The sequence below is a fragment of the Undibacterium sp. Ji83W genome (assembly GCF_049340385.1).
In the GTDB taxonomy this organism is placed as follows: domain Bacteria; phylum Pseudomonadota; class Gammaproteobacteria; order Burkholderiales; family Burkholderiaceae_D; genus Undibacterium.
Genome location: NZ_JBMPOZ010000003.1, coordinates 303040 through 323423 on the forward strand (window position 1 = coordinate 303040; position 20384 = coordinate 323423).

The 20384-nt window shown below is 49.8% G+C and carries 22 protein-coding genes; 12 read left to right on the forward strand and 10 right to left on the reverse strand.

Annotated elements, in window-relative coordinates:
• Positions 1-51: 51 nt before the first annotated feature.
• The gene (locus ACO0LD_RS08170; RefSeq protein ID WP_423005541.1) at positions 52-474 is read right to left on the reverse strand and encodes a hypothetical protein; all 423 of its coding nucleotides are present in this window, start codon (positions 472-474) and stop codon (positions 52-54) included.
• Between the two features lie 99 nt (positions 475-573).
• Between ACO0LD_RS08170 and ACO0LD_RS08175 the strand changes: the two genes are divergently transcribed.
• Entirely contained in the window at positions 574-822 is a 249-nt protein-coding gene (locus tag ACO0LD_RS08175; protein ID WP_423005543.1) for a hypothetical protein, read from the forward strand.
• Here the strand turns inward: ACO0LD_RS08175 and ACO0LD_RS08180 are convergent.
• Positions 791-1414, reverse strand: coding sequence for a hypothetical protein (locus ACO0LD_RS08180; protein WP_423005545.1), 624 nt, complete (start codon positions 1412-1414; stop codon positions 791-793). The two genes, ACO0LD_RS08175 and ACO0LD_RS08180, sit on opposite strands and share 32 nt — an antisense overlap.
• A gap of 117 nt (positions 1415-1531) precedes the next feature.
• Here ACO0LD_RS08180 and ACO0LD_RS08185 point away from each other — a divergent pair, with 117 nt between their 5' ends.
• The 3 genes from ACO0LD_RS08185 (at position 1532) to ACO0LD_RS08195 (ending at position 3509) form a co-directional block, all read left to right on the forward strand.
• Positions 1532-1906: a hypothetical protein gene (locus tag ACO0LD_RS08185; RefSeq protein ID WP_423005547.1), complete on the forward strand. Its 375-nt coding sequence runs from the start codon at positions 1532-1534 to the stop codon at positions 1904-1906.
• Positions 1906-2382, forward strand: coding sequence for a hypothetical protein (locus ACO0LD_RS08190; RefSeq protein ID WP_423005549.1), 477 nt, complete (start codon positions 1906-1908; stop codon positions 2380-2382). Before ACO0LD_RS08185 ends, ACO0LD_RS08190 begins: the two co-directional genes overlap by 1 nt.
• A 116-nt stretch (positions 2383-2498) precedes the next feature.
• A complete protein-coding gene (locus ACO0LD_RS08195) occupies positions 2499-3509 on the forward strand; it encodes a hypothetical protein (protein WP_423005551.1) in 1011 nt (336 codons plus the stop codon).
• An 8-nt stretch (positions 3510-3517) separates the two neighbouring features.
• Here ACO0LD_RS08195 and ACO0LD_RS08200 read toward each other — a convergent pair whose 3' ends face one another.
• Both ACO0LD_RS08200 and ACO0LD_RS08205 read right to left on the reverse strand, forming a co-directional pair.
• A complete protein-coding gene (locus ACO0LD_RS08200) occupies positions 3518-5344 on the reverse strand; it encodes a phosphoethanolamine transferase (protein ID WP_423005553.1) in 1827 nt (608 codons plus the stop codon).
• Between the two features lie 67 nt (positions 5345-5411).
• Positions 5412-5927 (reverse strand): hypothetical protein, encoded by a 516-nt coding sequence (locus ACO0LD_RS08205; protein WP_423005555.1) that lies wholly within the window; start codon positions 5925-5927, stop codon positions 5412-5414.
• Between the two features lie 158 nt (positions 5928-6085).
• Here ACO0LD_RS08205 and ACO0LD_RS08210 point away from each other — a divergent pair, with 158 nt between their 5' ends.
• Positions 6086-6343, forward strand: a complete 258-nt coding sequence (locus tag ACO0LD_RS08210; RefSeq protein ID WP_423005557.1) for a hypothetical protein — start codon at positions 6086-6088, stop codon at positions 6341-6343.
• Between the two features lie 103 nt (positions 6344-6446).
• On the forward strand, positions 6447-7346 hold the full coding sequence (locus tag ACO0LD_RS08215) for a hypothetical protein (protein WP_423005559.1): 900 nt from the start codon (positions 6447-6449) through the stop codon (positions 7344-7346).
• 42 nt (positions 7347-7388) lie between these two features.
• Here ACO0LD_RS08215 and ACO0LD_RS08220 read toward each other — a convergent pair whose 3' ends face one another.
• Complete coding sequence (locus tag ACO0LD_RS08220) at positions 7389-9404, reverse strand: FAD-dependent oxidoreductase (RefSeq protein WP_423005561.1); 2016 nt, start codon at positions 9402-9404, stop codon at positions 7389-7391.
• Between the two features lie 238 nt (positions 9405-9642).
• Between ACO0LD_RS08220 and ACO0LD_RS08225 the strand changes: the two genes are divergently transcribed.
• From ACO0LD_RS08225 to ACO0LD_RS08240, 4 genes are all read left to right on the forward strand, one after another.
• A complete protein-coding gene (locus tag ACO0LD_RS08225) occupies positions 9643-10185 on the forward strand; it encodes a PadR family transcriptional regulator (protein ID WP_423005563.1) in 543 nt (180 codons plus the stop codon).
• Between the two features lie 338 nt (positions 10186-10523).
• Entirely contained in the window at positions 10524-10973 is a 450-nt protein-coding gene (locus ACO0LD_RS08230; protein ID WP_423005565.1) for an OsmC family protein, read from the forward strand.
• A 23-nt stretch (positions 10974-10996) separates the two neighbouring features.
• Positions 10997-11581, forward strand: a complete 585-nt coding sequence (locus ACO0LD_RS08235) for a superoxide dismutase (RefSeq protein ID WP_423005567.1) — start codon at positions 10997-10999, stop codon at positions 11579-11581.
• A 376-nt stretch (positions 11582-11957) separates the two neighbouring features.
• Complete coding sequence (locus tag ACO0LD_RS08240) at positions 11958-12926, forward strand: hypothetical protein (RefSeq protein WP_423005569.1); 969 nt, start codon at positions 11958-11960, stop codon at positions 12924-12926.
• 131 nt (positions 12927-13057) lie between these two features.
• Here ACO0LD_RS08240 and ACO0LD_RS08245 read toward each other — a convergent pair whose 3' ends face one another.
• Together ACO0LD_RS08245 and ACO0LD_RS08250 are read right to left on the reverse strand one after the other, a co-directional pair.
• On the reverse strand, positions 13058-13963 hold the full coding sequence (locus ACO0LD_RS08245) for a PhaM family polyhydroxyalkanoate granule multifunctional regulatory protein (protein WP_423005571.1): 906 nt from the start codon (positions 13961-13963) through the stop codon (positions 13058-13060).
• A gap of 33 nt (positions 13964-13996) precedes the next feature.
• A complete protein-coding gene (locus ACO0LD_RS08250; RefSeq protein ID WP_423005907.1) occupies positions 13997-15226 on the reverse strand; it encodes a branched-chain amino acid ABC transporter substrate-binding protein in 1230 nt (409 codons plus the stop codon).
• A gap of 185 nt (positions 15227-15411) precedes the next feature.
• On the opposite strand from ACO0LD_RS08250, the gene ACO0LD_RS08255 reads away from it, so the two are divergent.
• Positions 15412-16548 carry a DUF3108 domain-containing protein gene (locus ACO0LD_RS08255; RefSeq protein ID WP_423005573.1) on the forward strand — a complete coding sequence of 379 codons (1137 nt, stop codon included), beginning with the start codon at positions 15412-15414 and terminating at the stop codon, positions 16546-16548.
• A gap of 2 nt (positions 16549-16550) precedes the next feature.
• Entirely contained in the window at positions 16551-17297 is a 747-nt protein-coding gene (locus ACO0LD_RS08260; protein WP_423005575.1) for a DUF3108 domain-containing protein, read from the forward strand.
• A gap of 28 nt (positions 17298-17325) precedes the next feature.
• Here ACO0LD_RS08260 and ACO0LD_RS08265 read toward each other — a convergent pair whose 3' ends face one another.
• The 3 genes from ACO0LD_RS08265 to queC all read right to left on the reverse strand — a co-directional run bounded on the left by ACO0LD_RS08265 (position 17326) and on the right by queC (position 20309).
• Positions 17326-18759, reverse strand: coding sequence for a protein kinase domain-containing protein (locus ACO0LD_RS08265; protein ID WP_423005577.1), 1434 nt, complete (start codon positions 18757-18759; stop codon positions 17326-17328).
• Between the two features lie 12 nt (positions 18760-18771).
• On the reverse strand, positions 18772-19515 hold the full coding sequence (locus ACO0LD_RS08270; RefSeq protein WP_423005579.1) for a metallophosphoesterase family protein: 744 nt from the start codon (positions 19513-19515) through the stop codon (positions 18772-18774).
• 71 nt (positions 19516-19586) lie between these two features.
• Entirely contained in the window at positions 19587-20309 is a 723-nt protein-coding gene (gene queC, locus ACO0LD_RS08275) for a 7-cyano-7-deazaguanine synthase QueC (RefSeq protein WP_423005581.1), read from the reverse strand.
• Positions 20310-20384 lie beyond the last annotated feature (75 nt).

Consider the following 20384-nt stretch of genomic DNA (forward strand, 5'->3'; position numbering starts at 1 on the left):
CAAATACCGAAGGAAAAATGCCTATGCAACAAAGCTTGCCCCTGCCTGAATTTATTTAACACGCCTGAACAGGCGTGCAATACCGTTGCGCATGGCCTGCCCTGTTGCTACTAAAGCCAGCAAAAACACCATGATGCAAAAACTATAGAAGAGCCAGGCCAGATAAGACTTCAGCTGCGGGAACATCATATTGGCCAGGAAGGCTACCAGGAAATATATACTTACCGCCAGCAAATGCAGTCGCCCCACAGTGAATGAAGGCAGGCGCAGTGCGAAGCACAAAGGTAGTAGCTGTAGCGCGCAAAAAATAATCAGGCCGAATACCCTTTGCTCAAAGTGAGTACTGAGTATGCGGGTAAGTCCAATACCAAACAGCAGGCAAATCACGGCACTGAAGGCAAATAATATTTGCATGGCGCCGCCCGACAAGGCCGGTAGCTTGCTCATGGATGGGTTAGCAGTAATGGTAGTCATTCTTCACTTTCATCAAGTACTTGTTTCCAGGCCGCAAAGCGAGCCAGTTGTTGCATGAAGAAATTTTTATAAAAAAAATATCGCCCCAGTTCATAAAAAATGACACAGATAAAAGCGCCTGGTACCGCCATGGCGCCCGCACCTGTTGCATTCAAGGCGGTTACCAGCAGCGCAAAAATGGCAACCGCGCTGGCCATGCATATGATCAGAAAAAAAATGGTCGTTGCCAGACGACGTAATTTTTTCTGCAAAAAGGCTTGGTACATCATTGCTTGTTTCGTCATTATTGATAGAGAGTTTTTGCAGTTAACCTGGTTTATTTTTTTGGCAGCGCATTTGGCGAAATGAATTCTGTCTTTTCTTTCAGCTTGGGCGCCACGCCATCGTCAATACAAACACTGCGGAATACAAAACCCTGAGGCCGGCTGTCCTCATAGGACTTCAACTCTCCTGGCTGCAGTAAATCCTTGCGTTGGAATTCTGCAATATTTTTCTTGGCGTAGGTGTAAATCGCTTTATAGTCCGACACTTCGTATTTGGCGGCGTTCAACTGATCATAGGCGGTAAAAAAATTAGCCTGCACTATCGCAGCATCTTTGCCACACTCTTCCATTTGCTTCTTGCGGATCGCAAGCAGCTCTTTTTGCTTTTCATTGAATGGCTCCAGGCTGACATTGATTTCCAGCTCCCTTAGCTTGATTTGCCTGTCGGTGGCAAAATGTCTGACAAACATCAGGTCAGTCGCGAGTACAATCAGGCGTTGCGAGCGCTTGTCATCAAGTGGCTCCCTGATCTCTGGAATTGGAATTTTTTTCTTATCTTGAGCATGGGCAATATTACAAGCATTTCCAAATGCGAAAGTTGCTAACAAAAACAGAACGAGTTTATTCATTGACTTAACCGAATTTAAAAAAATACATACCCAGCAATAGTTTTTCATCAGACCCTGGCAATTATCATGGTTCTGTCAAGCAGATCAAAATTGACACTTCCAGAGACAATTGCTAGCATTCGATGAGAAAAGTTTTTTTACCTTCATTTTTATAAAGGTATTTTGATGAGCTTAACAAATATTGCGGAAAAATACGAGAATGAAACTAAAAATTCTGTATTACCCGCATGGAAAAAAGAGTTTTTCCAGACTTTGGGCAAGAACCCGACAGTAAAAACCATATTTTTGCGCCTTGAAACCCAATACGTGCAAAAAAAGCAAGTTCATCACAGACTGGTTCCGACCATCGCCTGGAAAGTTGAATTGCCAGGTTTTCAAAGTAGTTCTCCAGCGCAACTTGCCGAATTGCGCAGGGAACTGGCGGCCACACTGAAAGTAAATGGCGTGCAGGTTGTGCACAAAACCGATGAATGGATGCGTCATCTCAAAACCCATCATGAGGTGGGTATGTCGTATGCAAGACTGTGTGGCATAAGCTGATGAAGAAGTTACTATGTGCAGTGACAGCCACATTGTTGCTGGCTTCCTGTGGGAAAGTCTCATCGCCAGCAGTCAGCGAAGGGGTGGCTTCACCAAATATGAAGGTGCCGCTCAGTTTGTTGCAACTGGAAATGGCTTGTGAAGACGTAGCGTCCATCATCATGGTATCCATGTCCAACCGTCTCAGGAACGTTGATGTCTACAAGACCCGCAGTTTTGCCCGTTCAATTGCAGATTCTTTCGATACCCGCTTCCCTGAATTACCTGCAGATACACGTTTGCAAACCCGGCGCATTTACATGCAAACGGTCAGTGATCAATATCTGGCCGAACAAACGGTGATACAGCAGCAGGTAGAGACTTTCCGTCAGTATGGCGAGAATAAATTCAGGGACGGTGCTATCAAGGCGTGCAAGCACGGCCTGGCCAATATCCCTCAGGGCGAAGCTCTGCCGGTATTGCAATTGACAAAATAGACGCATTGCATACAACAGTAACAGGCCTGTGCGGCAAATGCCTGAGACAACATGTATCATCTCGTTTGCTTCCTGATTAGCAGGTCAATATGCAATATGCGCCAGAAAAATAAAAAATGAATACCCCGAACACGGTTAAATTAAAAATAGACAGTATCCTCAACGAATTACCCCGCTATGGCAGTTATGCGCTTGCAGACCTTGCTGTAGAACGCGAAAGAATACGTGCCATACTCGCCAAGATGATGGAAAAACGGGCAGACGAGCCGCAACTGACAGGCTTTGAAGAAAAGATGGTGGCTAAAGCGCTCAATGTCTATGAACCCTATATCGATGCCGCAATACAACGCAAGCAAGCGGGCGAAATCATTATCCGTCCTGTGCATACTATTGCATCGATACAACCGGAACAGATAGAAACAATAGCGGGTGAAAAATTCTGGATCAAGTCAGTGCTAAAGACTCGCTATGCACTGAGCATGCCTGATGATCTGATACTTAAACTCGAAAGCGTACGCGACTGCAATTTCCGCATCCGCCTGGAAGAAGGGTTTACTGATCCTGACTTGCCTGACCTGCTAGGACTCGCACATTCAGAGCAATTCAGCTTGCTGCCAGAAGGTTATCTGAGTCGCGACAAGGATGGTGTGCCCTTGTTATATGCCACAGCGAGAAGCACGGTTCCTCTGACGTTGGACATGCAAAACGTCGTCAAAATTGAATTTGCCAATCGCAATCATGGTGGTGAATTGTGGCGGCACCCGCAATACCAGTTAAACGATGGCTGCTTTATCAGTTTGAACATGCAGGGATTTTTGCTGCGTTCCAAATTGATGGCACATATCTCAAAATCGCAGTTGCGCTATGAAGTCAAATTATATGACCATGGAAAACTGATTGCTGAAACACGCAATTTTCAAACCCGGCAAGCAAAACATGCGCAAGCTGAAAACGAAAATTTACTGAGTAACACGGCTTTGAAAGAAGTCATACTCAAGCTGACCACTCTACCAGGTGATATGCCCGAAGATGGTTTTTTTGAAAAATTTGATGCAACACAAAAAGAATGGATCGCGTCTGCACGAGCAAAAGAACTGGCCCGGATAGGCTTGGATTTAACTACCTAGGGGTTTAACTACTTAGCGGCTGAGGCCTGGTCCCTGGCTTGCAGCTTGCCGCAAGCATCATCCATTTTTCTTGCGGTATTGAAATCCAGACCGGTGTTTTGCATATCCTGCACTATTCTTGCTGGCTTGACCTGGTATTCCCGGGCCAGACTATGTCCGGCAGGGAAGTTGGCAAAGCTGATGCCTGCCATGTCCAGCAAAGTTGCAAAATTGGCGCTGGTCATCGTGGCCTTGTCCTGGTTCTTCAGCAAGTCTCCCCACTTGGCGGCATGCTTCTCGCGGTAGGCTTGATTGGTCCAGACAAAATACGGGACGCGTAAATTCTCTTCATTCATGGCACCGTGACCTATGAATTTGCACTGCTGGGTGGGCAAGGTTTCACCGTGATCGGAACCATAAACCATGGCTGCATTACCTTGCAAGGCAGCCAATGCCTGTATGACTTCTCCCAATATATGATCGGTAAATCGTATGCTGTTGTCGTAGGCATTGGATGTTGACTGCAGGTCATTGAATTGTTCACCTGTTGCAGCCGCCTTTTCATCGCCAATGACAGGGAATTTCTCAAACGCCTTTGGATATCTGGCCGCATAGATGGCGTGGCTGCCCATGGTATGCAACACGATCAGTTTCTTTGGTGATTTTTCCTGCAAAATATTTTTAAGCGGCGCAAGCAAGGCATCATCATAGACAAAACCAAGACTCTCGTCGGCTTCAAAATATTGTTGTACGTCGGCCTCTGCTGCAAACATGGTAGTCACATTATTCAGAAAGCTTTTCTTGACCTGGGTAGACAGGAAATAGGTTTTGAAACCTGCCTCCTTGAAAGCAGAAATCAGGGACTTTTGCGTCGCCCCTTCCAGCATGATATCCCGCCCACTCAAATAGATAGGAATGGACCCCATGGTGAATGCCCTGGCTGTAATCATATCCCGCATGCTGACCAGTTCGCCGTTTTGCCTGGCTTTCAGTAAATTGGGTGAGGTATCGCGGCTGTAACCATTCACGGCCCAGCGATCAAATCTGGCTGTCTCGCCCAATACCAGTACATAGGTTTCTTGCGTTGTTGCAGATTCAAGCGAGCTTGCGCCAAAACGGAAATGCTGCAGTTTTTGCTCCATGCCATGCATGAATTTTTCCTCCTGCCAGAACATCCACAACCTGATTGGCATGCCGTAAGGGAAGGTATCTTTCACGGTCGATAGCAAAGGCGGTAAATTATCGACACCAAACAATTTTTCTTTGGCATTTTCACTGGCGGTAGGAAAGCGATTAGCATTCCTCTCTTTCAGATAAGTACTGGCACTCATGGCCCCGATATACCAGCCATAGCCTGCCACACAGAGCAGGCAGAGTATCAAAAACCCACCAGGCCTGAAATGACTGCGGCGGGAAAAATACACGGCCAGCGTAGTACTGACTATACATATTACCAACCACAGCAAGATACCTTCAGCACGCTCAAGCAGATAATTGAGTGATTCACTGCTATCACTGGTAGTGAGTATGGAAAACAGACTGGAGCCCGATATACCACCAAACTGATAGGCAACATAAGCTTCAGCACCAGCCAGGACAGCCAGCAAGGCAGTTAGTACCTTGACCAACAGGCTGCGTTTCCACAACTGAAAGAACAGGTACGAAATGGGCAGCACAAACAGGATGATCTTGCCACCATACAAAGGCAAGGCCGCAGCCTTGGCAATCACTATGCCATTGGTAATGGCAAACGGTATCAATAAGAATAGGAAAGACAGCAGTTCATCAACCAAGCGACTGTTCTGATGATGCAGGTCCTTACTTTGCTTGTTAGTCAAACTTTCAGAGATATTCATTTTGCTTGCGAACAGGTATGGCTTGCCGGTAGTACCGGCTATGTTGTGTAGTGTTATTGCAGTGTCATTATTTATTGGCAGCTTGTGGAACGAGCATGCGCAGACGCATGGCTGAGTTCTCATTCTTGAATTCAATACCATCCTGCGTCCAGGCACCGATAACGCTGCGCGCCTTGTCCGACATCAAGCCAGTGTTTCCCTGCAACTTCTCGAAGTAAATGACACTGCCTTTGACTCTATACACTCCAGATAACTGCTTACTGACTTCAGGTTTGGTCTTTGCCCAGTCTTTTTTTGCCTCATAGGAGGAAACACTGAATTGAAAGCCGTGGTCCTCTGCCAGTGTCATTTTGTATTCCAGAACCTGTTGCCTGGATTCGGCAGCATTCATGAATGTACCTGGCCATATCTTTATATCAGGTAATTTTTCGGCGTTTTCTACCATTGCTGCATATTGCGGCGTCTCTTTCAGCGGTGTATTGCCGACCGCATCCAGCTCATTTTTGTTGCTAAAAATCTCAACAAGCAAGGCAATGCCCGCTACAAATACCGCAACCAGTACGAATTTGGTGATCAGCCGCATGAAATTCTCTTTCCTGTTATTAGCTAATGAAAGTAAAATTTCACAAGCATTGACGATGAAGGCAATGTTATCATTAGCGGACAAAAACTGGTCGAAAAACCGTAATTTCAGGTTTTTTTATTAACTCCAGACAGTACTGCACCAGGGAATCCGGGAATATGAACACCATACTTGTCGCCTTGCTGGCCAATATGATAGGCAATGAAATGCTGGCGCCGAATCAGCCGCGTCCAAATGGCTTGCCCATGCTATACCGCTGTGAAGTTTATCCACAGGCGAAGATCAACCCTGAAAACTTTGATATGGTGGTTACCCAGGGCCTGCGCAATTGCGTGGCATTGCGGGAAATGACTTTCCCTGAATATCTGGACTGGCGTGATGAACAAGCAAAAGCAGGCAAAGAGAAAGCAAAGTAACTAGTCCCGCCTGCATTGCATGCGGGACATACCTTTCTACAAGCGATCCTGCGTATCAAAAATTATTTACAAATAAGACATTCCATTAAAAAGGGCATTATTCGTGCTTTCTGAACATCTGAATGCCAGCATCTTTTCTGAAACAGAGATAAAAAAGCACTGCGCACGAATTATTATTGATGGCTATGCCATTGAAGCCAATGACGGCGTCGTCCCTAGCATCGCTGAGTGCCTGCAGGCAGAAAATGGTCTGCGTATCGTGGAAACTTATCTGGCCAAGGGCTATCCGCGCCAGTATTTCAGTCGCTGCTCACTGCCCCGTGACAGCAATGATTTCTTGCGGGCATTCGCTATTTCAGATCGCTCAAAAATCAAACTGTATGGAAACATACTGGGTTTTTCCGTTTTCTTTGGTAACTTGCCCATCACGGTACTTTTACTCGAAAGCATGCATGACACTTTGGGTAAAACCCATTTTGTCATGACAGAAGACAGCAGTTTGATATCGGATGAAGAACTCAAAGCAAATATCAGCTATGACAATATTGCTGATTATGCGAAAAATGACAATGAGCGCTGGACCATGCTGGAAGTGGCACTGGCAGCGCCGAATGGTGGCGCGCTTGAATTGATAGAAAACCGGCTGAATACGGATACGCAAAAAATCATACTCAGGCAGCAATTACGGCTGGAGAAAAACACTCTGCAATCACCATTATCAAAAATGGTGCGCTATTTCATTGACACGCAACGTATCGACAAGATCGCTATCATCGCCCGCTTGCTCAATGAAATTGGTAGTCCGGTCAGCTTTGCTGAACACTTTAGCGATATCGTGTTTGATGCAATACGCAAGCGCTCTTTGCCACCATCCAAGCTGGCACTGATACCTGGCTTGAACAAGAACATGGCTGACCGTAACCAGAATTCATGGTCGCTGTATCTGGATGCGTTTATTTCAGACCAGGACAGGCCGGAATACGAAAAGCTGTTCACCAAATAATGTAGAAGATGGCAGTAAAAACCGCCATCTCCCATACCACTATTAAATTGTGGCGGCCAGACGTGTACCCTGGTTGATAGCACGCTTGGCATCCAGTTCTGCCGCCACATCCGCACCACCGATCAGATGTACAGGCTTGCCTGCTGCTTCCAGCGCGGCTTGCAAATCGCGTCTTGGTTCCTGGCCAGCACACAGGATGACATTATCGACAGGCAGCAGTTTTTGCTCGCCACCGATGGTGACATGCAAACCCGCATCGTCTATCTTGTCATAGCTGACACCGGCTATCATTTGTACTTCGCGGTTTTTCAAGCCTGTGCGGTGTATCCAGCCCGTGGTTTTACCCAGCCCATCCCCCACTTTGGAGGTCTTGCGTTGCAACAGGAAAATCAGGCGTTCTGATTTTTCCACCTCTGCAGCACGCAAGCCACCGACGTTTTTATAATCGGTATCGATACCCCATTCTGCATAGAATTTTTCAGGGTCCAGGCTAGGGCTGGTGCCGCTATGGCTCAGGTATTCGGCCACGTCAAAACCTATGCCACCCGCACCTATGATGGCGACAGATTTGCCCACCGTTTTCTTGTCGCGCAAGACATCCAGATAGCTCAGGACTTTAGCATGCTCCACACCTTCTATCGGCGGCACACGCGGTGTAATACCCGTCGACAGCACAACTTCATCAAAGTCTGCCAGGTCAGTTGCATCGACCTTGGTATTTAGCTTGAGTGTGACGCCAGTCAGTTCTATCTGCTTGCCGAAATAACGCAGGGTTTCATAAAACTCTTCCTTGCCTGGCACTTGCTTGGCGATATTGAACTGACCACCGATTTCAGAACCAGCGTCAAACAGGGTCACGGCATGGCCGCGATTGGCAGCTGTCGTGGCGAAGCTCAGGCCGGCAGGGCCAGCGCCAACTACCGCAATGCGCTTGACTTTTTCCAGAGGTGCATCAAGCAGTTCAGTCTCATGGCATGCGCGTGGATTAACCAGGCAAGAGGTGACCTTGCCGCCAAAAGTATGATCCAGGCAAGCCTGGTTGCAGCCTATGCAGGTATTGATTTCATCTGCCCTGCCCTGTTCTGCCTTGCGCATGAACAGCGGGTCTGCCAGTAAAGGGCGTGCCATGGAGACCATGTCGCAATAGTCTTCTGCCAGCAATTGCTCGGCAATCTCCGGGGTATTGATACGGTTGGTGGCGATCAGGGGGATATTCACCTGGCCTTTGAGTTTCTTGGTCACCCAGGCAAAAGCAGCGCGCGGTACCTTGGTGGCAATGGTAGGAATGCGTGCCTCATGCCAGCCTATGCCGGTATTGATAATCGTCGCACCGGCCGCTTCTATGGCTTTTGCCAGTTGTGTGACTTCTTCCAGCGTGGAACCACCATCAACCAGATCCAGCATGGACAGACGGTAAATAATGATGAAGTTGGTGCCGACTTTCTCGCGTATGCGGCGCACGATTTCTATAGGAAAGCGGATGCGGTTTTCATAAGCGCCACCCCATTCATCATCGCGCTGGTTGGTGCAGGCGGCGATGAATTCATTGAGCAGATAACCTTCTGAACCCATGACTTCGACACCATCATAACCGGCGGATTGCGCCAATGCGGCACAGCGGACAAAGTCAGAAATGGTTTCTTCCACTTCTTCTGTCGTCAACGCATGCGGCTTGAAAGGATTGATCGGGGCCTTGATGGCACTCGGTGCCACCAGGGTAGGCTGGTAAGAATAACGGCCAAAATGCAAAATCTGCATGGCGATCTTGCCACCGGCATCGTGCACGGCCCTGGTGACTATCTTGTGGTGTTCTGCCTCTGCTTCAGTGGTGAGCATGGCACCGCCATGCATGGGGCGCGCTCTTTCATTCGGGGCGATACCGCCAGTCACGATCAGGCCAACGCCACCACGGGCGCGCTCTGCATAAAATGCCGCCATGCGCTCAAAGCCATTATCGACCTCTTCCAGCCCTACGTGCATGGAACCCATTAACAGGCGATTGGGCAAGGTAGTGAAACCCAGATCGAGTGGCTTTGTCAGGTGAGGATAAAAAGACATGGCGTATTCCTAAAGAAGGGGCGTCAAAAAAGGACTTACGCAAAGCCGTTCCAACAAGGCGCCAGCGACGAAGACAGTGCTTTAGCACGGCTAGGAGCTGCAACGCAGCTGGGGCGGCTTTTCGTAAGTCCTCACAGTTATGCAACTGAGTGCATAAGAATATACCGAAACTGCTTTATTTATGCAACCAGTTGCATATAAAATACCTGAAAACCACACCGACTATTTACTCTAAAACATGTCCCTGCCCCACGCCTTGCTAACCTCGATTGCCGAAAAGCCATGTTCAGGCTATGACCTGGCGCGGCGCTTTGACAAGTCCATAGGCTATTTCTGGCATGCCACCCACCAGCAAATCTACCGGGAACTGGGGCGCATGGAAGCCCAGGGCTGGGTTATCTCTAGCGAGGTTGAAGGCGGGCGCGCAGGTAAAAAGCTCATCGATATCCTGCCCGCAGGCCGGGATGAATTACGGCGCTGGGCCAGTGAAAGCAGTGCACCCATGAGATTGCGGGATGACATGATGGTCAAATTGCGGGCTGATGCCGCGATTGGCCCGCTAGGCCTGACAGAAGAGTTTGAACGTCGCCTGCAATTGCATGAGCAGGAATTACAAACCTACAGAGAGATAGAAAAGCGTGACTTTAGCGCGACACAGTTGTCGCACGAAGTGCAATTACGTTACCTGATACTGAAAGCAGGCATCACTTTTGAAGAAAGCCGTGTGCAATGGACCAAAGAGGCACTGCGCATATTGAAGGATGGTACGAGGGCAAATTAAACATCGCCCGAAGTATTTTTTTGGCTGTGCCACTCATTGGCATCTGCCCACAATTCACTGCTTGCCCAGTCTTCGCAAAAAAGCACATTGTGTGCCTGTCACTACGCTATCTTCAGCCAAAGTTTCATGGCTGTGAGCAACAATAGCGAATTCCTTAAAAATCCTTGCGTGTGTTAGCGAACAGATGTGTTTGCAACAGAGGCATAGGCTGCTGTTAAGTTACAAACAAGTTAAAAATTAGCTATAAATTCCAGATCAGGAACACTGATGTGCGAGCCATGCTTTTGCGCAATATTGTGTCTGGTCTATTTGCAGCAACCACCGGAAAAGGATCTACCATGAGCGAAAAAAAAGCGAGCGTACATTGGGAAGGCTCAGGCAAAACTGCTGTCGGCAATATCAGTACTGAAACTGGCGCGCTGAAAGATTATCCCTATGGCTTTGCGAGTCGTTTTGAAGATGACAGGCGCGGCAGCAACCCCGAAGAATTATTGGGAGCTGCCCATGCTGCCTGTTTCACCATGGCGTTTTCATTTGCCTGCGAAAAAGCGGGTTTGAAAACCACCGATGTAGATACCAGCGCCAGCGTCAGATTGTCTAAACAGGGCGAGGGATTCGTGATTGATCGTATCGCACTGACGATGGAAGCGACGGTCGCAGGCATAAGCGATGCGCAATTCCAGGAAATTGCGGTGGCCGCAAAGCGTGATTGCCCTTTATCCAAGGCACTTGCCAGTGTTCCCGAAATAACGCTGCAGGCTACATTGCGCGTGGACACTACTCCGTAAAATTGCACACAGTAAGGAAGCACATGCTACATACTTTGCCCGAACTACCGTATGCAATGGATGCATTGCAACCCCATATCTCCAAAGAAACTCTGGAATTCCACTATGGCAAACATCATCAGGCCTATGTGACGAATTTAAATGCCTTGATCAAGGACACCGAGTTTGCCGAAGAGTCTCTGGAAAATATCATCAAGAAATCAACTGGCAGCATATTCAATAATGCCGCGCAGGTGTGGAACCACAACTTTTATTGGCAAAGCCTGACACCCGGTGGCGGCGGTGTCGCCACTGGTGCACTGGGTGATGCCATCACTAGTCAATGGGGTTCGTTTGACAAATTCAAGCAAGAATTTACCCAGTCCTGCATCAGTAATTTTGGCTCTGGCTGGACCTGGCTGCTGAAGCGCTTTGACGGTACGCTGGCGATTGCCAATACCTCGAACGCAGCCACACCCTTGATTGGTGTTGATAAGCCGCTGCTGACATGCGATGTCTGGGAACATGCTTACTATATTGATTACCGCAACCAGCGGCCTGCTTATATGGAAGCATATTGGAGCCTGGTGAACTGGGAATTTGTCGCGGCTAACTTTAATGAAGTGTAATTGAGTGACTGGCATGCAATAGCCTGCTCGTTTAAACCATAGCCGTTTTTTCAAGCAAATCATAAGCTAGCCCTTGTGCGGGATACTCTCCTGGACAAAAGTCACTGCTATTTCTCCTGATATGGGGTCCGAGGTTTCACTTGCCTGCCCCATTTTCTCAGTAAAGCTGATACCAAAATCTTATCTGCTATGCAAATCCGCTTACACATTGTTGCGCTTTAATATAAAACACACAATTACTTGATTGACACGCTTACGGCTGTCATGCACCATCCATTTACTTTAATGCATCATGCGCCCTGATACGACACGATATTCGGAAATTCGGCGACGCGCGCAGCTTTACCAATTTCAACAACCTTCATCCAGCGACCACATGAAAAGCTCACCTTCCCTGAAAACCCTCAGCCTGCTCTCAGTCAGTCTCGCATGTATCGCAGCTCCTGCCCTGGCTGCAGACTACAATCCATTTCCCAAAGCCGGTGTATATGATGCCAGCGACAATGGCTTTGAACGTCTGTTGACGGTGAAACCTGACGGTAAGTTCACACTGGAAGTGGCAGAAAAAAGCAAAACTGGTAGTTCGCGTAGCGGCTCAGGTGAAGGAAAACTGGCGGATGCGCCGGGTGGCTGGAGCTACGCTGAAGGCCGTTGCAATATGACCCTGAAACGCGCTGCGGGCGGCATGCAATTGCATGTAGAAACCTGTGCCAGTGCCTGGGGCGATGTGCCGTTTGATGGCAAATACAAATATCAGGGCGACGAAGTAGCCGCAGCACCGGTCAAGGCTGCACCCGCCCCTGTACCTATGCCAAAAGCTGCGGCACCTGCACCTGCAACAATAGCAGCCGCCACACCTGCTGCCGCCATGACGGCAGCACCAGTTCCAGCAAGTGGCCCACTCCCCTCCCGCAAGGAGTTAATGGAAAAATGGGCGAATATTGCAACTGACGGTATTGCCGGAAAAAGTGTGTTGGCCTGGACCAAGTCCACCGGCAACATATCACCAGACACCACGCTGGAAGCGTATTCCCAGGCTGCCTTTGTGGTAGATACCACGAGTGATTACCAGGCACTGTCAGCAGCTGAAAAGGCCAAGTCGCCACTGCGCCTGATCAATATCCCCTTGCCTGCAACCAGCCCGAAGGAAGGACTGGAGTTCGAGGTGGACTGCAAGTTTGGCAAATCCGATAAAGTCATCGCAATTAATGTCGCCAGCCAGGCCAAGGGGAAACCAGTCACACGCAAACGTATCAGTGCCTGGATGCTGAATAACAACTTCGAAGTAGTGGAAGTAAAACCGGCGAACAAAGCAAAATGCCCGACCGCACAGGCTGGTTATTAAAACCGGAGATTGAAGATTGAAACTGGAATGGCACCCTTGGGTGCCATTTTTTTACTGCTTTTAAGGAAACAGCCCCATCCCTTGCGCACTTGATACTTCAGGCTGGAGCATATCTGTTGCCGATATTTTCCTTACCTGGCTTTTGTCGTTTTGCTGCCCTTCGCTAAGGGTTTGGCCGCCGCTTTAGGTTTTGCTGCTGTTTTTGCTGCTGGCTTGGTCGCTGAGCTGGCAACTGATTTACTTCCAGCCTTGTTGACAGGTTTGACTTTAGCACTTGCGCCAGCTTTTGCAGTCTTGGTCGCTGTACCAGCGGTACTTTTGCCAGCCGGTTTTTGTACCGGCGCAGCTTCTGCTGTCGTGCTGCTTACCTGTTCCCCTTCCATGGCCTTGCTGACGGCTTGCTTGAATTGTTCTTGCAACAGTCCCCACCAGGCGGCAGGGTTGACGAAAGGTGTGCTGGTATCTGCCGAGTCTGCCTCTTTAGTAGCGTTGGCAGTGTTGGTAGCGTTGTTAGTTTTAGTAGATTGTGTGAGCTCTTCTACCGGCACTTCAGCTGCTACCGCAGATGCTCCGGCTTCCGGCGGCATGTCGGCGCTCTCTTCGTCCACTTCGTCATCAGGATCAGGTTCAGCGACCTTTGCCTTGGCCGTATGTGGATGCATGGGCCAATCGGCATTACTATTACTGCTGCTGGCACTGGCAGCAAATGATGTTGAAGGTGAGCTTGCCTGCTCTGCCATGGCACCAGCCTGTTGTGCGTGCTGCGCAAAACTCTCACCTATCGATTGCAAGGCAGCCAGGGTGGCACGCTGCACTTCCAGTGCCTGTATGGTGCCGCGCAGCATATTCATGTTGACGGTCAGCCAGGATTCTACCGTCTTCAAATCCTGAATTTTCTTGTCCAGCTCATCCACCGACATGGGTGGTGCCACCATGCCGGGCACTTGCATATTGCCCCAGAGTTTTTTGACGAAAGACAGGGTATCGCCCATGGCATTCATGCCGGGGATCTCAGAACCAGAAAACGGATTACTCATACGACTTCTCCTTAATATTTTCAAGGTTGCAGTTTATTTAATTCTGAGCATCTTGCATGAGCCAGGCAATGCCGTCAATCGCGCATCGAAATAACGTTCGGTTTTAAAACCATAGCCACTGCCCTCATTATCAAAACGCACGCCACTCTCGCCCTTCTTTTGCATGACCGTGACATACAGCGGCTGTATCAACTGATGATCTTCTGCACGCATGACGGCGTCATGGAAGGCATTCTTGTATTGTGCGCCCTCCATGGCACGGGCGACTGCAGCCGCTTCGGTAGTTTTTGCTTTTTCCATGGCGGTGGCCAGCATCTCCACCATGACTTGCATGCGCAAATGCACATAATCATCACGCGGATCAGGATAACGCTGGCGGAATTGCTGGTAAAACGCATCACTGTCGGCACCACCTGCGTTAGGGTGCCACTCAGCCACGGCGCGCACCCTGCCAAGACCGGCGTCGCCGAGTGCAGCCGGTGCCCCCAGGCCATTGCCATAGAAGGTATAGAATTTGGTCGTCATACCGGCATCCTTGGCAGCCTTGACCAGCAGGCTCAGGTCATTGCCCCAATTACCAGTGATGACGGCATCTGCGCCACTGGCCTTGATCTTGGCCATATAGGGGGCAAAGTCCTTGATCTTGCCTATGGGGTGCAGGTCTTCACCGACAATGGCGATATCCGGCCTTTTTTCTGCCAGCATGGCGCGCGCGGATTTATTTACCTGGCGGCCAAAACTATAGTCCTGGCCTATCAGATAAATCTTTTTGGCGCGGCTGTCAGCCTTGATGACTTCTGTCAGCGCATGCATGCGCATGTCGGCATGGGCATCGAAACGGAAATGCCAGTAACTGCATTTTTCATTGGTCAGCGCCGGGTCGACTGCAGAATAGTTGAGGAAGAGTACGCGATTATCCGGTGCGCGCTGATTGTGCTTGTTGATGGCATCCACCAGTGCCAGGGCAACGGCTGAGCTATTGCCTTGTACAACAAAGGGAATATGCTGGTCAGTCAGGTGTTTCAGCGCGATCAAGGAATCCTCCACGCCCTGTTTGTTATCAAAACTGCTTAGTTGCAGGAGATGCTGACCGTCAGGCAAGTGCACGCCACCACGGGCATTTATCCTTTCTATGGCAATTTGCAGGTTTCTCTGCACCGCTTCGCCAGCATTGCTGAAAGCCCCGCTCAGACCATCTATCATGCCTATGCGTATTGGAGTCAGACTTTGGACAGGGGTAGCCGCATGCACATTGCTGAACATGCATAGCCCCAGCAAAATGGAAAAATTTCGTTTCATATTTGTTGTTAATACTGCCAGCATCAAAGCTATCCTGTCATGTCCATCAAATCCTGCAAACCGCAAACTGCTGCAAAAATTGCTATTTTACTCCCTGGCCAAATCAGCCAAGTCATCCAAAATTCAGTTACTGCGTTTACACTAGCAGGATGGATGCTACTGCCCCTCAATTTGATGCCAATTTATTTACACGCCAGAATCTGTTGTTTTTGACGCTGGCGGTGTTGTTGCATCTGTTTGTCTTACACGGTCTGGACAGGGACGCGATGCCAGACAAGCCCAAATTACAAGAGAACCCTATCGCGGTGCAATTCAGGGACATCCCCGATCAGGCTGAGCAAAAAGCGGCTGGCAACAATCCTCAACCCGGCCCAATAGCAGCACCTGAAGTCAAACCAGTAGCTGCTATGAAAAAAACCGTGGTGCCTGTGATTGCGCCAGAACCTGAGCAGGCACCTGCCCCTACCCAAAACGCAGAAATTCCATTAGAAGTGAAGGAAAGTAGCCCTGTCCTGCCCACAGAGACCAAACCTGAAGTCAAAGCCGATGAAGCCAGTGGCCCAGTGAGCAAGGACAACTCAAACAGCGAAGGCCCACAAACCTATCCGGTGCGCACGCCACAAACAGGCAAAATCAGCATGCGCATCGTGCGCACAGAACCGAATCGCAGCCCTGTCTATGGCGATGGTGAGATTAACTGGGAATTCAAGACTGGCCGTTACAAGATGAGCATAGACGCCTCTCTGGATTTGTTATTGACATCGATTAACCTGTATCAAATGCGCAGTGAAGGTGTCATCGATGTGTATGGCATCACACCGGCGACCAGTTCAGAAAAACGACGTAACCGCAGTGAAACTGCGACACATTTTGATCACAACAATAAATCCGTCAGTTTTTCATCCTCGAATAAAACGGCGGAAATAAAAGATGGCGCTCAGGATAAAGCCAGCTTCATCATGCAACTGGCTGGCATAGGTTATGCTGACCCTGAGAAATTCCAGAGCGGACGAGAAATACGTCTGCAAGTGGCTGAAGAGCGCGATGTCAGCACCTTTGTCTTTGTCGTGACAGCCTTTGAGGAAGTGGACACCAAGGCAGGCAAGATCATGGCCTGGCATGTGGTGCGGCCACCACGGCCTGGTTCTTACAATTCCAAACTCGAAGTCTGGCTCGCCCCCGACCAAAACTGGTATCCGATACAAATACGCAATACTGAAAGCAATGGCGCTGTGACTACCCAGACTGCCACCAAAATCGTCAGTGTCATCAATATGGAAAGATAATCATGCGCAAGTCTATTACCGTGTTCGCCCCCCTGCTAATGGCATTGGGCCTGAATGCTCCGGCCATGGCACAAGGACATGAAACGGCGGTCAAATATGCAACCAGACTGCCGCCATCGGTTGAACTGCAATACAGCATCAAGGCCAAACAAAGCGGCTTGCCACTGAGTGGCTCGGCCTCGGTCAAATGGCAGGCTGGCGACCAGAAATACAGCATCATCACAGAAACCCATGCCATGCTGGTGGGTAAAATCCTCGATGCCAGCAGCCAGGGCAATATCGATGACTATGGCCTGGCACCTGACAAATTTGTCGAAAAACGCTTTCGCAAACCCGCTACCACGACCAGCTTTGAGCGTGACAGCAAAACCCTGCGCTTTAGCGCATCCACAGAAACCTATGTCCTGAAAGGCGGCGAACAGGACAGAACCAGCGCCAGCTGGCAGTTGATCGCCATTGCCCGTGCCGCTGGTGAAGGATTCAAAGCAGGCTCGGAATGGAAGATGCTGGTTGCTGGCCGTCGTGATGCTGACCCCTGGACCTTTAAGGTAGTGGGCTCTGAAAATATCAAGACTCCCATGGGTGATATGGTGGCCATCCACGTCAGCAAGGCACCGCCAGCCGACTCTAAAGACCAGCAACTGGATTTATGGCTGGCCCCCAGTCTGGAATGGTATCCGGTACGCTTGAAGTTCAGCGATGCAGATGGTGACTTTGTTGATCAGGTTTTGGAAAGCATGAAAAGGTAGCGCTGCTTATCACTTGCTTATCTCCAATTCATTTGTCGTGCGCTTTCACGACGGTCACCGTACATTCTGCCTCGGCCACGACTTGTGAAGACACGCTGCCCAGATAGCGGCGCAAAGCAGAACTACCGCGCGAACCTATGATGATGTGGTCCACGCGGTTGTTGTGGGCATAATCGATAATGGCGGTGGCCGGGTCGGATGCTTCCAGCACGTGGAAGGTGATCTTGTCGGGGTTCAGGTTCAATGGCCTGGCCCAGTGCTTGAGGTCTACCAGTTGTTTGACATGGATGTTTTCGCCCTGCTGTATCAGGCTCTCATCCATGCCTATGCGACTGACTTTGCGTATGGTCAGGCAAGCCAGACGGGCACCGGGATCGGTCTGCAACATGCGCCTGGTGATATTGCGCAGGCTTTCTGCCAATGCTTCTGAGCCACCGGTCAAATCCAGCGCCGCGACGATAATCGGTGCTCTGGACAATTTATCCGACAAACTCTGTGATAAAGCTGGTTCGGCACCGTTAATCTGGAAACGCCGTTTGAGTACGGACAGATAGCCATCCTGCACCTGCTTTTCTGCTCGCGCCGTCAATTGCAATTGATCAGGATGCTGTAATAAAAAAGCCAGCTGAGCGGCGGTATCAAAGCGGGCCTGCGGTTCCACCTCCAGGCAGCGCAAGATAATTTCCTGCAACCATGTCGGTAAATCTCTGCGATGGCTGCACGGCGGTATGGGATCGCGATAAAGGCGTTTTTTCAGGCCAGCGACTGAAGTCGGGTGACCAAAGGGCCGCTGTCCGGTTGCCAGGTGATATAGCAATACCCCCAGCGAAAACAAATCACTACGCGGCTCATTACGCACACCCATGACCTGTTCGGGTGAAATATAGGGGCCAGTGCCCATGGGCAGGCGGAATTCTTCATCCAGCAAATCCGGTAATCTGTCATGCCGCGACAGACCAAAATCGATGAGCACTGCCGTACCATCAGCACGGAACATGATATTGCTGGGTTTGACATCGAGATGGATGACGTGCTGCTTGTGCAAATCCTGCAAGGCATGCGCGACCCTGATGCCTATATCTACCACCTCCGCAACCGGCAAAGGTGCTTCTTCAAATCGGCTGCGCAAGGACGTGCCGGCGATTTGCTCCATGACGATATATGGCTGGGCATCAAAATCACCGGCACCAAAATAACGCGGCACATGCCTGCCCTTGAGCTTGGGCATGATCATTTGCTCGACTTCAAAGGCAACGATGGCAGTAGGATCATCTGTTGAATACAGCAGCGGCACTTTCATGATCAACGCAGGTTGGCTGCCATCATCTGTCAATAAATGACGATTACGCAAATCTGTCACGCGCCACAAGGCTGCCATGCCGCCAGTGTGCAATTTCTCTTCGAGGCGATAGCCATCGAATTCCATGCCACTTTGCAGCTTGTGATGTTCGGGGCCGCTCATTGGTATCCCTGGCTAATTACCATGCAGCAGTCTGTGCCCCAAAGCCGGTGGCAGGCCAGCAGCAATGATTTTCTGGCAGGCTTTTTCGGTATCGTAAGGAATACGATAATAAGTCAGTACCTGGCTGTCAGTATCAAAAGTCGCATAACAGGCGGCCGGATTGCCATCACGCGGCTGACCTGCCGAGCCAGGTATGATCAGCCAGCGCCTTTGCCTGCTCAGCGGTATGCCTTCTTCTGGTGCAGGAATAAATTCACCAGTCTTGCCAGTCAGGCTGATATGGAACAGGGTGGGCATGTGCACATGCCCGCAAAAAGTAATGCTGGCCTTGGTCGCATGCATGCTGCGTGTGGCTTCCATGACACCGTCTATATATTCCCATTTCTCTGGTGCCCAGGCATTGGCATGCACGAACAGGATGTCTTCCCATTCTATGCGGTAAGGCAGTTTGGCAATGAAGTCGAGTTGCTCTGCAGTTATTTGGGCACGCGTCCAGTCCACCACTTTTCTGGCAATCGGGTTCATGCCCTGGCGATCGCCTGGCAACACGCCTGCATCATGGTTGCCTATCAGCGCCCAGGCACCCTGCCTGACATAGTCCATGACTGTATCGAGCACCCAACGGGGATCGGCACCGTAGCCAACCAGGTCGCCCAGAAAGGCATAGCGTGTCACCTTGTGTTTTTCTGCATGCGCCAGGCAAGCCTCAAGGGCTTCACGGTTGGCATGCAGGTCTGTAATGACGGCAATCAGCATTGATGAACTTCAATCATGGTGGGTGCAGCTATTCTAAGCCAGCAAGTTAACGACAAGCTTACAAGTCGAAATTACAGGTCGAAATTACCGTTACGGTAATACTCATACCCACGGGCACGCAAAGCACAGGCCGGGCATGTACCGCAACCATGACCCCAGGGATGCATGTCGCCACGCTGGCCCAGATAACAGGTATGGGTGTCTTCACGTATCAGGTCTACCAAAGCTGAGCCACCCAGTTGTTCTGCCAGTTGCCAGGTTTGCGCCTTGTTGATCCACATCAGCGGTGTTTCCAGCTTGAGGCGGGTATTCATGCCCAGGTTCAGCGCTACCTGCAGGGCTTTCATGGTGTCATCGCGACAATCCGGGTAACCGGAAAAATCGGTTTCACACATGCCCCCCACCAGCACATTCAGGCCACGGCGATAAGCCAGTGTAGCTGCTGTCATCATGAACATCAGATTACGGCCAGGCACGAATGTATTCGGCAAGCCATTCTCTTGCATTTCTATGGCGATATCTTCCGTCATCGCCGTATGTGAAAGCTGCGAAATCAAACCCAGGTCTATCATATGATCTTCGCCCAGGCGACTTTGCCATTCAGGTGAAAACTGGCGCATTTTTTCTATCAGCACAGGCCTGACGCTGAGTTCTATGGCATGGCGTTGTCCATAATCAAAGCCTATAGTCTCTACATGGGCATAACGGGACAGTGCCCAGGCCAGACAAGTAGCAGAATCCTGACCGCCACTGAAAAGCACCAGCGCCCTGTCTTTAGTGGTTAAATTATTCATAAATGATTGAAAATGAAGGTAAAGCCATTGTAAAAGAATGAAATACTTTGTGTATCAACTAGTCTTGATGTTATG

What these genes read in the sequence shown, in the direction of transcription:
- ACO0LD_RS08170 (WP_423005541.1), bottom strand. Translation starts at nt 474, where the DNA reads ATGACTACCATTACTGCTAACCCATCCATGAGCAAGCTACCGGCCTTG.
- ACO0LD_RS08175 (WP_423005543.1), top strand. Translation starts at nt 574, where the DNA reads ATGACACAGATAAAAGCGCCTGGTACCGCCATGGCGCCCGCACCTGTT.
- ACO0LD_RS08180 (WP_423005545.1), bottom strand. Translation starts at nt 1,414, where the DNA reads ATGAAAAACTATTGCTGGGTATGTATTTTTTTAAATTCGGTTAAGTCA.
- ACO0LD_RS08185 (WP_423005547.1), top strand. Translation starts at nt 1,532, where the DNA reads ATGAGCTTAACAAATATTGCGGAAAAATACGAGAATGAAACTAAAAAT.
- ACO0LD_RS08190 (WP_423005549.1), top strand. Translation starts at nt 1,906, where the DNA reads ATGAAGAAGTTACTATGTGCAGTGACAGCCACATTGTTGCTGGCTTCC.
- ACO0LD_RS08195 (WP_423005551.1), top strand. Translation starts at nt 2,499, where the DNA reads ATGAATACCCCGAACACGGTTAAATTAAAAATAGACAGTATCCTCAAC.
- ACO0LD_RS08200 (WP_423005553.1), bottom strand. Translation starts at nt 5,344, where the DNA reads ATGAATATCTCTGAAAGTTTGACTAACAAGCAAAGTAAGGACCTGCAT.
- ACO0LD_RS08205 (WP_423005555.1), bottom strand. Translation starts at nt 5,927, where the DNA reads ATGCGGCTGATCACCAAATTCGTACTGGTTGCGGTATTTGTAGCGGGC.
- ACO0LD_RS08210 (WP_423005557.1), top strand. Translation starts at nt 6,086, where the DNA reads ATGAACACCATACTTGTCGCCTTGCTGGCCAATATGATAGGCAATGAA.
- ACO0LD_RS08220 (WP_423005561.1), bottom strand. Translation starts at nt 9,404, where the DNA reads ATGTCTTTTTATCCTCACCTGACAAAGCCACTCGATCTGGGTTTCACT.
- ACO0LD_RS08225 (WP_423005563.1), top strand. Translation starts at nt 9,643, where the DNA reads ATGTCCCTGCCCCACGCCTTGCTAACCTCGATTGCCGAAAAGCCATGT.
- ACO0LD_RS08230 (WP_423005565.1), top strand. Translation starts at nt 10,524, where the DNA reads ATGAGCGAAAAAAAAGCGAGCGTACATTGGGAAGGCTCAGGCAAAACT.
- ACO0LD_RS08235 (WP_423005567.1), top strand. Translation starts at nt 10,997, where the DNA reads ATGCTACATACTTTGCCCGAACTACCGTATGCAATGGATGCATTGCAA.
- ACO0LD_RS08240 (WP_423005569.1), top strand. Translation starts at nt 11,958, where the DNA reads ATGAAAAGCTCACCTTCCCTGAAAACCCTCAGCCTGCTCTCAGTCAGT.
- ACO0LD_RS08245 (WP_423005571.1), bottom strand. Translation starts at nt 13,963, where the DNA reads ATGAGTAATCCGTTTTCTGGTTCTGAGATCCCCGGCATGAATGCCATG.
- ACO0LD_RS08250 (WP_423005907.1), bottom strand. Translation starts at nt 15,226, where the DNA reads ATGTTCAGCAATGTGCATGCGGCTACCCCTGTCCAAAGTCTGACTCCA.
- ACO0LD_RS08255 (WP_423005573.1), top strand. Translation starts at nt 15,412, where the DNA reads ATGGATGCTACTGCCCCTCAATTTGATGCCAATTTATTTACACGCCAG.
- ACO0LD_RS08260 (WP_423005575.1), top strand. Translation starts at nt 16,551, where the DNA reads ATGCGCAAGTCTATTACCGTGTTCGCCCCCCTGCTAATGGCATTGGGC.
- ACO0LD_RS08265 (WP_423005577.1), bottom strand. Translation starts at nt 18,759, where the DNA reads ATGAGCGGCCCCGAACATCACAAGCTGCAAAGTGGCATGGAATTCGAT.
- ACO0LD_RS08270 (WP_423005579.1), bottom strand. Translation starts at nt 19,515, where the DNA reads ATGCTGATTGCCGTCATTACAGACCTGCATGCCAACCGTGAAGCCCTT.
- queC (WP_423005581.1), bottom strand. Translation starts at nt 20,309, where the DNA reads ATGAATAATTTAACCACTAAAGACAGGGCGCTGGTGCTTTTCAGTGGC.